13 protein-coding genes are annotated in these 14,231 nt (G+C 49.8%); 4 read left to right on the top strand and 9 right to left on the bottom strand.

Annotated elements, in window-relative coordinates:
- Nucleotides 1-9: 9 nt before the first annotated feature.
- Nucleotides 10-417, top strand: a complete 408-nt coding sequence (locus J2X05_RS17860) for a hypothetical protein (protein ID WP_310075079.1) — start codon at nt 10-12, stop codon at nt 415-417.
- A 39-nt stretch (nt 418-456) separates the two neighbouring features.
- Here the strand turns inward: J2X05_RS17860 and J2X05_RS17855 are convergent, their stop codons facing one another.
- Both J2X05_RS17855 and J2X05_RS17850 read right to left on the bottom strand, forming a co-directional pair.
- Nucleotides 457-2,544 (bottom strand): vWA domain-containing protein, encoded by a 2,088-nt coding sequence (locus tag J2X05_RS17855; protein WP_310075075.1) that lies wholly within the window; start codon nt 2,542-2,544, stop codon nt 457-459.
- Nucleotides 2,541-3,098 (bottom strand): RNA polymerase sigma factor, encoded by a 558-nt coding sequence (locus tag J2X05_RS17850; protein WP_310075074.1) that lies wholly within the window; start codon nt 3,096-3,098, stop codon nt 2,541-2,543. The genes J2X05_RS17855 and J2X05_RS17850 overlap by 4 nt, the downstream gene beginning before the upstream one ends.
- Nucleotides 3,099-3,385: 287 nt before the next feature.
- Between J2X05_RS17850 and J2X05_RS17845 the strand changes: the two genes are divergently transcribed.
- Nucleotides 3,386-3,997 carry a carbohydrate binding domain-containing protein gene (locus J2X05_RS17845; protein ID WP_310075072.1) on the top strand — a complete coding sequence of 204 codons (612 nt, stop codon included), beginning with the start codon at nt 3,386-3,388 and terminating at the stop codon, nt 3,995-3,997.
- A gap of 102 nt (nt 3,998-4,099) precedes the next feature.
- Here J2X05_RS17845 and J2X05_RS17840 read toward each other — a convergent pair whose 3' ends face one another.
- The 4 genes from J2X05_RS17840 to J2X05_RS17825 form a co-directional block, all read right to left on the bottom strand.
- Complete coding sequence (locus J2X05_RS17840; protein ID WP_310075069.1) at nt 4,100-6,112, bottom strand: transglutaminase TgpA family protein; 2,013 nt, start codon at nt 6,110-6,112, stop codon at nt 4,100-4,102.
- Nucleotides 6,102-7,091, bottom strand: coding sequence for a DUF58 domain-containing protein (locus J2X05_RS17835; protein ID WP_310075067.1), 990 nt, complete (start codon nt 7,089-7,091; stop codon nt 6,102-6,104). Before J2X05_RS17835 ends, J2X05_RS17840 begins: the two co-directional genes overlap by 11 nt.
- Before the next feature lie 3 nt (nt 7,092-7,094).
- Entirely contained in the window at nt 7,095-8,009 is a 915-nt protein-coding gene (locus J2X05_RS17830) for an AAA family ATPase (protein ID WP_310075065.1), read from the bottom strand.
- Between the two features lie 108 nt (nt 8,010-8,117).
- Nucleotides 8,118-9,095, bottom strand: a complete 978-nt coding sequence (locus tag J2X05_RS17825) for a GGDEF domain-containing protein (RefSeq protein WP_310075064.1) — start codon at nt 9,093-9,095, stop codon at nt 8,118-8,120.
- Nucleotides 9,096-9,293: 198 nt separating this feature from the next.
- On the opposite strand from J2X05_RS17825, the gene J2X05_RS17820 reads away from it, so the two are divergent.
- A complete protein-coding gene (locus tag J2X05_RS17820; protein WP_310075062.1) occupies nt 9,294-10,136 on the top strand; it encodes a TatD family hydrolase in 843 nt (280 codons plus the stop codon).
- Here J2X05_RS17820 and J2X05_RS17815 read toward each other — a convergent pair.
- Nucleotides 10,119-11,450 carry a GGDEF domain-containing protein gene (locus tag J2X05_RS17815; RefSeq protein WP_310075060.1) on the bottom strand — a complete coding sequence of 444 codons (1,332 nt, stop codon included), beginning with the start codon at nt 11,448-11,450 and terminating at the stop codon, nt 10,119-10,121. The genes J2X05_RS17820 and J2X05_RS17815 overlap by 18 nt on opposite strands.
- Before the next feature lie 154 nt (nt 11,451-11,604).
- The gene (locus J2X05_RS17810) at nt 11,605-12,735 is read right to left on the bottom strand and encodes a glycoside hydrolase family 18 protein (protein WP_310075058.1); all 1,131 of its coding nucleotides are present in this window, start codon (nt 12,733-12,735) and stop codon (nt 11,605-11,607) included.
- Between the two features lie 253 nt (nt 12,736-12,988).
- Between J2X05_RS17810 and J2X05_RS17805 the strand changes: the two genes are divergently transcribed.
- On the top strand, nt 12,989-13,351 hold the full coding sequence (locus J2X05_RS17805) for a SufE family protein (RefSeq protein WP_310075055.1): 363 nt from the start codon (nt 12,989-12,991) through the stop codon (nt 13,349-13,351).
- A gap of 13 nt (nt 13,352-13,364) precedes the next feature.
- On the opposite strand, the gene tcdA is transcribed toward J2X05_RS17805, so the two are convergent.
- Nucleotides 13,365-14,189 (bottom strand): tRNA cyclic N6-threonylcarbamoyladenosine(37) synthase TcdA, encoded by an 825-nt coding sequence (gene tcdA / locus J2X05_RS17800; RefSeq protein ID WP_310075053.1) that lies wholly within the window; start codon nt 14,187-14,189, stop codon nt 13,365-13,367.
- Nucleotides 14,190-14,231: the final 42 nt, after the last annotated feature.

The following is a 14,231-nucleotide window of genomic DNA, read 5'->3' as shown; positions in this document are numbered from 1 at the left end:
TTCTGGAGAATGAAGTTATTCCGCTGCGCAAGAAAACCGGGTGGAAGGTTTTTTTTTTGGATATTTATGCCCTTGGCGTGTTTATCTTTTTGGTCCGTTATTGCTGATGCTGAATCCAGTAATATTGATAAGTTAGGCGAAGTGATTGTCTATAGTCTGATAGGGACAGGACTGTTTGGTTTTTCATACAATAAAAAAATATTCACGATGCAGTTTTGGCGATATTTTATTCCTGTCGCTATCGGATGGGATGTTTATACCTTAGTGAGTCAGGACTGGTCAGTATTTTCTGAAAGCGAGATGGCAGTGCACATATTTATTGGTATAACCTTGATTTGTTTGGGATTGATGCTGTTTTTTCAGTATTTTGGTTTGTATAAATATGCATATCAATCACAGGAAATTTGGGATAAATAACGAATGGCTCCCGATTGGGAGCCACAGGCGGTTTCCAAACTACAACTCCTTCGCAATCTTCGCCTTTCTTACCAACTGCACAAACTCAGTGCGATAACCAAATTCATCTTTGCCTTTGTTTGCTTGCGCCAGTTCAATCACCTTGTCGTAGGTGAAATTACCAGCGTAGTTACTACCGCGTAGCAGCTGTGCAAAACCGGCAACAGCGATAGAGAAATTCACTTCTTGTTGATAGCCAGCATGCGCTTCAAGCAATACGTTTTTCTCGATAGGTGTTTCAATCAGTTTTGATTGGGTTTCGCTTGGTAATTTATAGCGCAAGCGCAAGAAAGCATATTCACCATTTTTACCAATATCAGGTTTATTTTCCTTTTGATAGCGGCTGTTTTCCAATAAGCCACTCTCTGCTCCGACGGGTGTGATTTCATAAATAGCAGTCACACGTTGGCCTGCGCCAATTTCGCCGGCATCCACTTTGTCGTTGCTAAAATCTTCGCGGTTGAGTGCGCGGGTTTCGTAGCCTATCAGGCGATATTCCTTAACGGTGTTGGGGTTAAATTCCACCTGGATTTTCACATCCTTGGCGATCGGGAATAAATTGGAGGTAGCCTCTGTCACCAATACTTTTTGCGCTTCGCTGAGTGTATCGATATAAGCGGCGGTACCATTGCCGTTTTGCGCCAGGGTTTGCATCATTTCATCCTGATAATTGCCTTGGCCGAAACCGAGTACCGATAAATAAATGCCTTTTTCGCGTTTGCGCTCTACAAAATCTTGCAACTGTTCATCGCCAGTTTGGCCGACATTAAAGTCGCCATCGGTTGCGAGGATAATGCGGTTGACACCTTTCGCATTAAAATTCGCTTCCGCCAATTGATAGGCGAGGGCGATACCTTCGGCACCAGCAGTGCTACCACCGGCTTGCAAATTATTTAATGCAGCGAGAATTTTATTTTTCTCTTTTGCTTTAGTTGGCTCCAACACTGTACCCGCGGCACCGGCGTAAACCACAATCGAAATGGTGTCGTCAGGTTTGAGGGTATCCAACAATAAACTCATGGATTGTTTTACCAGCGGCAATTTGCTGGGCTCATCCATGGAGCCGGATACATCCAATAAAAACACCAGATTGGATTGCGGAATGTCACTCGTTGCCAATTGATAACCTTGAATACCGATATGGATTAATTTGTTGCCCGCTTTCCAGGGCGAATCCATCACGCTGGTATAAGTTGCAAAGGGTGTTTTGCGATCTTTAGGTAATGGGTAGGCATAATCAAAATAATTAATCATCTCCTCACTGCGCACCGCATCTTTTTCCGGCAACTGGCCGTTGTTGAGCATGCGCCGCACAAAACTATAAGAAGCGGTATCCACATCGATAGAAAAAGTAGAGACAGGATTTTCGCTCGCGGCGATAACGGTGTTTTCTTTGAAATCTTCAAAGCGGTTGCGGAATTCTTGTGGAGGTTGGGTAACAATTGTTTCTTCCACCATTGGCGCAGGTGCACTCAGTGCCATGGGTTGAGCTTCGGACTTCATCTTTTGTACAACACTCATGTCCATTTTTTGCGCAGCTAATTTAGTTTGTTCTTTGCGCTCTACGGCTACCGCTGCTTCCATTTCTTGGTATTCAACTGCATCTTCAGCGATGGTCATGTCAGCAAGGATTTTTTTATCTTCACTAATAATTGCGTTCGCTGGTTCTTGCACATTTAATGGGACGCTTTTACGGAGTGATTGCTCGGCAATGCGCGTAGCCAATTCCTGTTGATCGGAATTGATCATCAAGTTCTGCATAAAGGTTAGTCCCGCTAGCACCGCAAGGCTGGAGGCGGCGATACCGGAAATCAATGCAGGTTTTTGCCAGAAAGGGCGATTATCAAAACCGTTGTTGTTCATCGTATTGTTCATAGATTTGTCCCCGTGATGGTTGGTGTCACGGGTAAGACGCAAGCGCTCTAAAAATCCTTGGAGAACAGTGGATTTTTTTTCTGCACTTTGTTGTGCAGCGAATGCGGCCATGGCGGCAGCCATATGACGCGCTTTGGTATCGGCATCCGGCTTGGGTGGCTGCTCTTGCAAGAGTTGTTGCAAGTCATCGTCGTTTATATCTTGTCTATTCATAATGAAAGCTCCCAGCTTCCGTCGGATTGTTGTTGCAGAAGCTGAAGTTGTTTGCGAATTTCGTGGAGCCGCCAGGAGACGGTAGATTCTTTCAGTTGCAGAACGGTGGCGGCCTCGGCATGGCTAAGGCCTTCACCATGTACCAGTAGTACCGTCTCTTTAAAACCCTCGGCCATCTGGTCGAGCAGGCGCAGTAGCTGCTGTAGGTAAATGCGGTTCTCGGCGGTTTGGTCTGGCGTCCGCTCCGGCTCTATCCAGTCGTCTATGTTGTCGTGCATGTGGCGGTTCTGACTCTTGTACCAATCCTTGGCGCAATTGATAACTAATCGGTACAGCCAGCTGCTAAAAGCCGCCTCAAAGCGGAATTGGCCGAGGCTCTGCGCGAGTTTGATGCACGCCTGCTGGGTTATGTCTTCGGCATCGGCCTTATTGCCACACCAGCGGTAGGCAAAGCGGTAAATGCTGTCGTAGCTGTCTGTCAGCAACTGCGCAAAGGCAGGGCCGTCACCGCCTTGTGCCGCGCGAATAAGCCCCTGTTGGTCAGCTTCGCTCATTAGGTCTTTCCGGTAGGATTACTGCTCTTTTTTTAAGGGTCATATCTATCCAGTTATAGGCGGTCGCTCGAGTCAGGATTTAGACGATCCCATTAGGTATTTCCTTTGGATGTATTGCTTTGTGTCGGATTTGTTTACATGTTTCAAATTACTAATGTGACGGATTTATCGTTATATGGTTGATTATGATGACAAAAAAGTTTGTGGTGCGAATTTTGCTAATTTAGGCGACAAGTGGGTAGATACTTATGTTCCCCCTAGTAACCGATCAAATTAAAGATTTCTCTATGTCTCTTAAATCTTTCTACACCATATGCCTGGGTGCCATGCTGAGTGCCTTGTGTATGGGAGCCCATGCCAATCTTATCGTGAATGGCGGTTTTGAAGACAATAATGTGGCTGCCGGTAATTGGGCCTATTTTTCTTCTGCCAGTGTCAACGGTTGGGATGGGGACAATATTGAAATTTGGGATAGCTTTGGTGGCGTGGTTGCCCCTGAAGGTACACAGCACGCAGAGCTGAATGCCCATCCCTTCGACGGCAGCGTCTTCTCGATTTACCAAAGTTTTGCCACCGTTGTTGGCCAAACTTATGATGTTTCGTTCTTCTACAGTGCGCGTGTCAACGCCAACGAGCAGTTTTCATTTAGTGCTGGCAGCCTCGCAGCAGTGCTGAATGACCATGTTGTGGGTAGTTGGAAGCAGTACACAGGTAGCTTCGTTGCCAGCAGTGCATTGAGTACTATTACGTTTACTACTTATGACACTGGCACTTTAGGCAACTTTTTAGATGGTGTTGTGGTCACTGCGAAAGCGAGTGTAGTGGAGTCCAATCCATTAGTGATGTTGCTGGTTGGTCTTGCCGGTTTGGTTTTGATTAGAAGAAAAAATCGCGCGTGATAATTTGCTGAATAAATCCCTCTGAATTTAAAACCCCAAGGTTTGCTCTAGTGAGCCTTGGGGTTTTTTGTTTTGACGATCTTGTTTACTGCTAAATGATGATTAGCGCGGAAATTGTTTGACCGCTTGCTGCAGTTGCGGCAATTGTTCAGGGCGATTTTGATAGGCCACTTGTTCAAATAACTGTGCGATTTGGGTTAAGCCATTTTTCAGCTGCGGTTCACTGTAGAGCACACGGTGGATAAAAACACCGAAGGTTTCACCGGTTTTACGCCGGTAGCCGAGCTGTGCCAATTTCTGTTCCAGCTTTTTGACTGCTTGTGTTTCCGGACGCAATAGCGCGCCCTTTTGATTGCGTAATAGCGCCCAAGCAAACAGCCCCGCGCCGACCAAGCCCAAACCAATCAGCCAGAGGGTGATGCGCCAGGTTTCAGTGCCGCCTAGCAGGCGCGACAACAATCCCTCTTGCGCCTCGCTATCGTAGTTCAACACCCAGCGCTGCCAGGTATAGGTGGCGGCGTCCCAGCGCAGCTGCAGGTTGTATAGCAATTTAGAGGATCGCCAAGCGTTGGCGACTAGTTGCTGATCACTTTCACCCAAGGCCTCGTTCATGCCCTGTTGGATGCGGTTGGGCGCAACGGCGGCAGTGGGGTCGATCATTTGCCAGCCTTTGCCCTCGATCCAGACTTCCGCCCAGGCGTGGGCATCGGATTGGCTGACCAGCAGGTAGTTCTCCACCGGATTCCAGCGTCCACCCTGATAACCCACAACCACTCGCGCCGGTATGCCTGCCGCGCGCAACAAAAACGCAAAGGCACTGGAGAAGTGTTCGCAGAAGCCGCGTTTGGTCGTCAGTAAAAACTCATCAACAGAATGTTGGCCGAGCAGTGGGGGCTGCAAGGTGTAGGTAAATTCGCGGTTAAACAGTGCCAGGGCCTGGGCGATAATTTGCGCATCGCCCAGGTTTTGACTGCGCCAGCTTTCAGCCAGAGCGCGAGTTTGCGGATTGCTATCGCGCGGCAGGCGAGTGTAGTTGTCACGTTGCAGCTTGTTGAGCTGGGGCGGTTCCGGCCATTCAATTTGCAGCGCCGAGCTGACCTGATAGCGCATCCGCTGGGCGACAGGGATGCGGTTCATCAGCAGCGAGTCGGCGGTGATACGAATCGAGTTGCTGGTATTTTCTACCCTTTGTGCGGTCATCAAACTGAATAGCCAGGGTTGGCCATGAGGTTCAACGATGATGCTGTAGTCGGTCAGTTCGCGCTTGATAGCCTTATCGTCGTTTGGAGTGCGCGACTGCACTCCCCAAGTATCACGCATACGCCAGGTGCGACCGTCAAAAGTATCCAATACCAAACCGCGCCAATAGAGCTGGTTGACGGGCGGTGGTTGGTCGGCGAATCCGACCCGGAAGGCAGGTGAGCGATCAAGCGCAAGATTGCCTAAATCGCCGGGTGAAAGGCTGTCGCTAAAACCGGTTTTGGCCGCCTGTTGGTTGGGGATCGCCCAGAGCGGGCCGAGGCGTGGAATCACCACAAATAGCACCAGCATGATCGGCAGCGCATGCAGCAGTATCATGCCGCCGCGTTTGAAGCGCAGGCCAGTGGATTGCGGATGGGTGAGATAGAGCGAACGCCAGCTGGCGAGCAGTAATACGACACAGAGGAGCGCGTAAGCGGCGGCCTGCGGGGTTTGGCTAAACAGGAATTGGGTGGCGGTGATGATAAAGCCGATGAACAACAGCAGTTGTGCGTCGCGCCCGGAATTCACCTCTAGCAGTTTCAGCGAAAAGGCACATACCAGCAAACCTACCATGGTTTCGGTGCCGGTTTTACCGGCATAGCTGGCGAATAAACCGCCGGCACAGATCAATGCCAGCAGGGTTTTGACCAGGCTGCCAGGCGTGCCCCAGCGGCCGCGAAACATCTGCGTGCGCCAGAAGGCTGTAATCGCCCACACCAGCCAGAGCCAGAATGGCAGGTTGAACAACAGTGGCAGGATCAGCATAGCCTGCATGACCAATAGCCAGGCCAGTTTATCGCGCGCCAGATACTCCGCTTGTTTGGGGGGCTTGCCGGAGGGGGAGAGACGGGTGCGCCATGGCTTAGCGAGCATGTTTGGCCTCGCGCGGCAGGTTAAATTCTCCCAGTGCAGTAAGCACGGCTTGTTGGTGATGCTCACCTAATGCCGGTGCAAGATTGAGCCCCGGCAGACGTAAACCATAGGGAATCTGCCGCCGCTCGTAGTCCAATGCCCAGTAACACAGGCCGGACAGCCGCAGTTCTTGCGGATGGTTCAAGCTGTCCCAATCCAGCCATTTTTCGGCCGAGAGGTAGGCCTCATATTCTTTGGTAAACAGGCCTTTGTCTTGCGCAAATTGCTTCCAGGCGATGTGTTTGATGGGATCGCCCGCCTGGTAATCGCGCAGGCCGCTAAAGTCATCACCGCCGCGCTGGCTGGTACCACCTTCTTCGCGGCCGTTGCTCGCTTGGGCATGGGGTTCATCGGTGAAGATTGGCGCGGGGTAGATAAGTGCGCTGGCGTCCAGATTGAGCCAGGTCCAGCAGCGGATAATCCCGAGCGGAAAGCGGCTCTGCACCAGCAATCGCCCCGGCCGTAAGTAGCCGCGCTGCACACTTTGCGCCCGCACTATCACCTGCTGCGGCTCATTGTGGTTGAGGGTGATCACCTGGGTTTCACCTCCCGGCCAGCGCAGTTCCAGATTGTCACATCCGGCTTTGTTGATGCAGTTCAATTCCAATACAAGGGCTGCCGGGTCGCCGGCAAATGCCGGACGCGCACCCACAAAACGGATGCTAATGCCGGCGAGGTTGGCAAAAGCGTGGAGGATGCTGACCACAAAAATACTGACCAGCAGGTAGCTCAACGCCAGGATCAGGTTGTTCTGGTAATTGGTACCGAGCAGCCAAATGACTAAGGTGATGGCCGTGTAGAGCAAGCCGGTCAGGTTGGGAAACGTGTAGAGATTTTTGCGGTTGAGTTGCACCTGTCGCGCACGCGGGGAGCGCTGGTCGATCCAGCGATAAAAGCGGGTTTCCCAAGCGTTGCGCAGAGAGGTGATCAGGCTGGCCATGGCTTAGCCCAACACATTCACGCTGTCGCGCAGATGTTTCACCAGCGGTTCCGAATCCTGACTGTGGCCGCGCCCGCGTACCCGATGGCCGACTACTGCGGGCAATACGGTCTGTACATCTTCCGGCACCAAATATTCGCGGTTGTGGATCAGCGCCCAAGCCTTAGCCGCACGCAAGAGCGCGAGTGCACCACGCGGCGATAATCCATAGGCGAACTGGGTATCGCTGCGGGTAAAAGCGACCAGCCGCTGCACATAATCGAGCAGTGAATCGCTGGCTTTGACCTGGTGTACCGCCGCTTGGATTGCTGAAAGTTGTTCGTGGGTGACAATGGGAGTGAGTTGGCGGATACGCGCGCGTGGATCAACACCCTCAAACAGCATTCGCTCGGATGCCGGGCTGGGGTAGCCGAGCGAGATACGCATTAAAAAACGGTCGAGTTGTGATTCCGGCAGTGGAAATGTCCCGCTTTGCGATAATGGGTTTTGCGTCGCTATCACGAAAAAGGGTTTAGGCAGTGGGCGGCTTTTTCCTTCGATGGTGACTTGCCCTTCCTCCATTGCTTCGAGCAAAGCACTCTGGGTTTTGGGTGAACTGCGGTTGATTTCATCGGCCAACAACACTTGGGTAAACACCGGACCGGGATGAAATTTAAACACCCCTTGCTCACGCTCAAAAATCGCCACCCCGAGAATATCAGCAGGCAGTAAATCGCTGGTGAATTGCACCCGCTCAAACTTCAAACCCAAAACTTTGGCGAGGCAGTGGGCGAGGGTGGTTTTGCCCATGCCGGGCAGGTCCTCAATTAACAGATGGCCTTCGGCGAACAGGCAGGCGAGGGACAAACGCACCTGTTGATCTTTACCTAAAACGATTTGGTCGACTTGCTGAATAATGTTGCTGATCAGTGACTGCATGGATAACCCTGATAATCAATTGGCCAGATGGGAGCATAGCGCAGCGGGATATTTGACGGGGATAAAGAATCGCAAAGCTGGCGCCAGTTCACGCGCGCTGCCGGATGTCTACTCGGCAGCAACCACGCAATTGCGCCCCTGCTGTTTGGCTTGATAAACCGCTTTGTCGGCGCGTATAAACCAGTCTTCCGGGGTTTCATCGATGTGTAATTGCGCGCAGCCAAACGACGCCGTGAGTGCACCGTCGGGATCATTAAGTTCCATCTCAATTTGCACGCGCAGCTGTTCCGCAATCACCAATGCATCGGCGAGGTGTGTGTTGCGCGCAAGCACCACAAACTCCTCTCCGCCAAAACGGAAAACCCTATCTGTTTTGCGTACGCGCCGTGTCAACAAGTGGGCCAGATCAACCAATACGTCATCACCAGTGGTATGGCCGAATTTGTCATTCACCATTTTGAAGAAATCCAAATCCAGAATAATCAACGTCGCGGGGGTTTGGTTGCGCGCGCAGTCTGCAATACTCAGACGCATCTCTTCATCCATCGCGCGGCGGTTACCGAGTTGGGTGAGTGCATCCTGATTGGCATAACCTTGCAGCAACAATTGTTGTTTGTGCGTCAGGAGTGCGAAAACGTAGGCCATGCTGCCGCACATCAGCAGCGAGGCAACCATGGCAAAGGCTTCCGTGGTGGTATTGAGTTTTATTGCAATAGGCAGGACTGCGGCGATGGTCAGTCCATTGGCAATCAGTGCGGCTGTTGCGTTAAGCAGAAAGAAATTGGCAATCAGCGATGGGAACAGCCAGAACACATAGATGGGTTCATTGAGATGGGCAACTGCAACCGCGCCTGAGGAATAGAGCAGGGCGGTAATATTGGAAACCAGTTGTGTCGCCTGGCCGAGTCTATAAGTGTAGATAGCACTACCTAGTGCAGCCATTACAATGGCTAAATCCACCGCCGCGTTGGCAATCTCGCCGTTAAGGTAGCGAATCACACAAAAGGGCGCGATAACCAAGCTTGCGAGTATGGCAAACAGATATACCATCCCACGTTGGAACTTGTTCTTTGAGTCAGTCAGCATAATTGCCGGCAGATTCTCCCGTGTAGATATTGTCGCGCTGCTTAACCTGCATCGCTTTTTACAGCTCACAGCATAGTCGCCAAATCGTAGTTTTGCCCACTTCATTGCGGAAGAATTTGGTGTTACCACATTAGCTACACTACCCTGCGAGCTGGTTTTTAGCTGATTTTCAGGTATTGGATAGGTAAATGAATCACTATGTCCTGTTTCGATAATCGCTTTTTTGACAGTCATTGTCATTTCGATTTTGTAGAATTCAATGCTGACCGCGCCGCGCTTTGGCGAGCCTGCAATGCGGAGGGAATTACGCAGCTGTTAATACCCGGGGTCACACCAGATCAGTGGCAAACCGCCGCGCAGTTATGTGTGCAATATGCTGGATTATGTTATGCAGCAGGTATTCATCCGCATTGGATCGTACAGCAGCCCTGGTTTCCAACTGATACCAATAATCTGTTGGACAAGTCTGTGCGAGAAAAAATAACAGCACTCATCCTGCAAGAATTTAATCTTTCTACAAATGTGTGTGCCGCGCGCTGCGTCGCCGTGGGCGAGAGTGGTCTGGACAAGATGATCGCAACCCCCTTTGACTTGCAACAAGAATTACTCACAATCCACATTGATGTCGCCAGACAAATACATAAACCGCTGATTGTTCACTGCGTTCGGGCGCACAATGAAATGATTGCATTACTTAAAAAACACAAACCGGTAGCGGGTGGTGTGATTCATGCGTTTAGCGGCAGTTATGAAGTGGCACAGCAGTATGTGGACTTGGGCTTTTATCTTGGTATTGGCGGCACTATCACTTATGAACGCGCGCAAAAAACCCGCGCTGCTGCTGCAAAAATTCCACTGGAGTTTTTAGTGTTGGAGACAGATGCTCCGGATATGCCTCTGCATGGCAGCCAGGGGCAACGCAATAGTCCGGAATATCTTCCACAGATAGCGCAAGTGCTCGCGGATTTGCACGATGTAGCTGTGGATGAGATTGCCGCGGTCACCTATCGCAATACGATGCGTTTATTTCACCGCAGTTAATATCGCCGGGGCCTGGGTAGAAGCGCGTACACAATTGCGTCCTTGTGCTTTGGCCACATAGAGCGCTTTATCGGCACGCGCAATAAAATCGGTCGGTGATTCTTGCGCTAATATTTGCGCAACGCCAAAACTGGCGGTGACATGCAATGCTTTGGGCCAATCATTTTCTTCAATACAAAGGCGCAATTTTTCTGCCAGACCGCAGGCATTTTCCAATGTGGTATCGGGGCAGGCCAGTACAAATTCTTCTCCACCCCAGCGCGCGAGTAAATCGTGTGTGCGGGTATTTGCACTCAGTACTTGTGCAAAGACCAATAAGACCTGGTCGCCAATATTGTGGCCATAGGTATCGTTGATTTTTTTAAAGTGATCGATATCAATAAAAATCAGTGATAGCAAATGAGTTGCATCAGCACTCCAGCTTTGGTTAAACACCGGCACTAAACCATCGCGGTTTAAGACACCGGTCAAAGGGTCGCGGGTCAATCGCTCCTCCAGTTGCTGATGCTCCTGGTTGAGTAAGCGATTAAGGTCTTCCAATTGTTGCTGGCGCTGTCTATTAGTCTGCAGTTCTATTTTTGCTTTCTTCAATGTACTGACAAAAAATGCCAGCGCCGTTAATGTCCACAGGCTCAAGAGGATTAAATAGAGTGTGCGATCGTGAATGTATTTTCCGCTGATCTCGATGCGCTCGATAATCATTTGGTATTTACCCGGTTTAACGTGTTCGCCAGTTGATACCTGCACACCGCGCACTTCATTAAATTCCGGTCCCCAATATTCCGGTGGGATTTTCCCTTGGCTGAGCCACCACGTGGGTACTTGCATATGACTCATTTTGATAATTTGCGGATAGCGCTTGTGCGTGTCAAATAATTCAATGGCGTTATATTTGAGTGAGTTGGTGTCTTCCTGGCGTGAATATGCCGGATTAAAATTAATTAACTGGAAGCGCACGCCAAATGTTTGCGGCGTGGAATATTTTGCCCAGAGTTTAATCTGTTCGTAATTGCTTAAATCCCTGCCTATGCCATTTTTGTCAGAAAGACTAAAGCTGATTTCACAATAGGGCCATTGATAATCAGAGGCGATAATTTCGCAATTGAGAATAAATTTTTCACCATCCCGTTGCAGTGTTGAGATGGATTTTCCACCGTTGCCACGGTCATCGATAGAATCGATGAACAGGTCTGACTCTTGCCCGAGCACCAATACTTTTTCCGGGCCATAGGCCTGAAAGGCGAGGGCAAGCAGGGTGATAACAATGAGTAATCCAAGCAGCCTTGCTTTTAAAATATCGTGCTGGATAGTCATGATAGGTGTTATAGATTCGTTAATTTTTGTAAGTAAAACACAAATTTTGCTCGGCTGACAGCAGCTTGTGTAACTCTTCTTCCGCTTATAACTTTTGGTGAAGTTTTACCGCAAACTCATACAAAAGTTTGCAGTAAAACAGCGCACTTAAAGTTTATTTGACTGTATTGGTCAGATTTTTATAAATCGTATCCAGTAATCCGTCTTTATCCGTATCGTGTGGTAATTGCCAAAACATCATGCCACCCAGTTTGTGCTGTTTAACGTAACGCGCTTTTTCCGCGAGCGAGCGTTTATCGTCAAAGGTCGCAAATATTTTTTTGCTAGGACTATAGAAACTTGGCGCTTTGGCGATATCGTCCCAGTGATAAATAAAACCGTCAGCTGGATTAAAGCGGGTGGCAAATTCTTTGTAATCAGCGCCATCGATATGCACGCCGGGTTGGTATAAACCGTTGTTGGTTGCGCTAACTTGCTCCCATACGCGCGCATAAAATGCGGTGCCGATAATAATTTTTTCTGGCGCTACCCCTTTGCGCAATAAAAACTGTACAGCGTTATCTGTGGAGTCTTTTTGTTGTGGTGTGGAATAGAGTGCGGTGTGGTGGCCGGTATGCGGTGTTGCACCATTCACTATGTCGTAGCTCATCAGGTTGACGTTATCCAGCAGCGGCATAATTGCATCCCAATCCACTGCGGTTTCTAAAAAACTATCAAAGCCGCCCGCAGCAAAACTCAATTCATAGCGGCTGCCAAATACTGCGCGCAATTCCTGGATTAACGCCGTGAAGTTTGCGCGATCATAGGTTGCATACTTATGGCCTGGAAAACCGGCAATCGTCGGATATTCCCAATCCAGATCAATGCCATCGGCTTGGTATTCTTCAATAATCGCGAGTGTAGATTGCGCAAACACTTTGTGGTTTTCTACAGTGTTAAAAATATCGGAACAGGTTTCGCAGCCACCCCAGCCGCCGAGTGACAGCATCACTTTTAATTGTGGATATTGTTTTTTGAGTGCTACTAAACGCTGCAGCGCTTGTTTGTCTTTATCTGAATCAAAACTGAGTTGATTGCCGTTCAAGTGCAAAAAGCTGTAGATAATATGGGTGAGTTGGCCAACGTTGTAACGCTGCAAATCTGAACCGTCACCCATATAGTAGGCAATTATTTTGGGTGAGGCTGGTGTGGTTCCAGTCTGTGGTTGCGCAGTCTGTGGTGAACTACAGGCGCCGAGTGCAAAGGCTAAAAATGTTGCACTGACAGCGGATAAAAATGATTTCATATACATCCCTCGGTGGATAAATCGGGTATTTATCATTCGCGAGAGCTGGGTGGGAGTGGTGATCTTACTTTGCCGTTGTGCAGCAATTATTGTGTGGTTATATTCTAACCGCAGAATTGCGGCATAAGTGTCGCGTGTAGGTAAAGATTCTTAAAGTTTGCACTTGCCTCTATAATCGCTTTCCCTCCTGTGTTTTGAGAATTCCTGTGTGATTAGCCGCGATGACCTTGGTACTGTAAAGTTACCTGAACTAATGGCTGTATCTAATTGGCAGCAGCAGTACAAGTTAATTATCCAATGGGGCAAGTTGGTTCGCCCCAAACCGGATATCCGCTTGCCTGCCAACCTGATTAAAGGCTGCGAGTTGCCTGTTTGGCTGGTGCATAAGCGGAAAGGTGAACACCATTATTTCGAGTTCGATTCCGACAGCAGTGTGATGAATGGGTTGGCGGTGCTGTTGTTGGTGCAATTAAACGGAAAAACAGCTGCGCAGATTGATGGTGAGAATCTTGTCCAATCGTTGCGGGATTTGGGTTTGGAGAAACATCTCACACCGTCGCGCAATAATGGTTTCAGTCGCATCATCTTGCGCGCGCTAGCCTTTGTGGATGCTTAACACCTGCTGTGATTTAATCCATCGTTTTTTTCTGTTTATCCCCCAGCTGTTTATCAAGGTAGCGCTCAATCGCCCGCGTTGCCGCGATAAATCCAAATGTCCCGGTCACCATCACACTGGAGCCGAAGCCACCCGCGCAATCCAATTTCACGCCGTCGGCAAGGGCTTGTTTGTCCATGCACACAGAACCATCGGGTTGCGGGTAGACCATCTGCTCGGTGGAGTAGACCGCATCAACGCGGAATTTACGGTTTTTATCGCGCGCAAAATTGTGGTGGCGATAAAGCTGCGTGCGCACTTTGGCGAGCATGGGGTCGCTGATGCTGCGCCCCAAATCATCCACCGTTACCGCTTGCGGGTTGCGTTTACCACCCGAGGAGCCAATGGTAATCAGGCGCACTTTGATCGCCAGGCAATAAGCGACCAGGCGAGCTTTTAAATGCGCTGCGTCAATTGCATCGATCACTACATGGTGTTGTTTACCGATCAGGGTTTTCATATTGTCCTGGTCGATAAAATCCTCAATCGAATGAATCACCAGCTCGGGGTTGATATCGCGCAAGCGCTCGGTAATCACCTGGTTTTTCGGTCGGCCTAGGTTAGATTTCAATGCATGTGATTGTCGATTGGTATTGGTGACACAGACTTCATCCATCTCGATCAGGGTTAATTCACCCACCCCCGAGCGCGCCAATGCTTCGGCTACCCAGGTGCCTACGCCGCCCAATCCAATCACCACAAAATGGGCATTGGTGAGGGCTTGCAGTGCGTCGTGCCCATACAGGCGCGCAAGGCCACCAAAGCGCAGTAAATGGTCGGGAGAGACTGGTCTGTTCATAAGCGGCTCATTTAAGAAAAAGAGGCTGGTGCAAGGGGCGGC

This window comes from Cellvibrio fibrivorans, assembly GCF_031457055.1.
Lineage (GTDB): Bacteria > Pseudomonadota > Gammaproteobacteria > Pseudomonadales > Cellvibrionaceae > Cellvibrio > Cellvibrio fibrivorans.
This window is presented reverse-complemented; position numbering and strand designations above follow the sequence as displayed.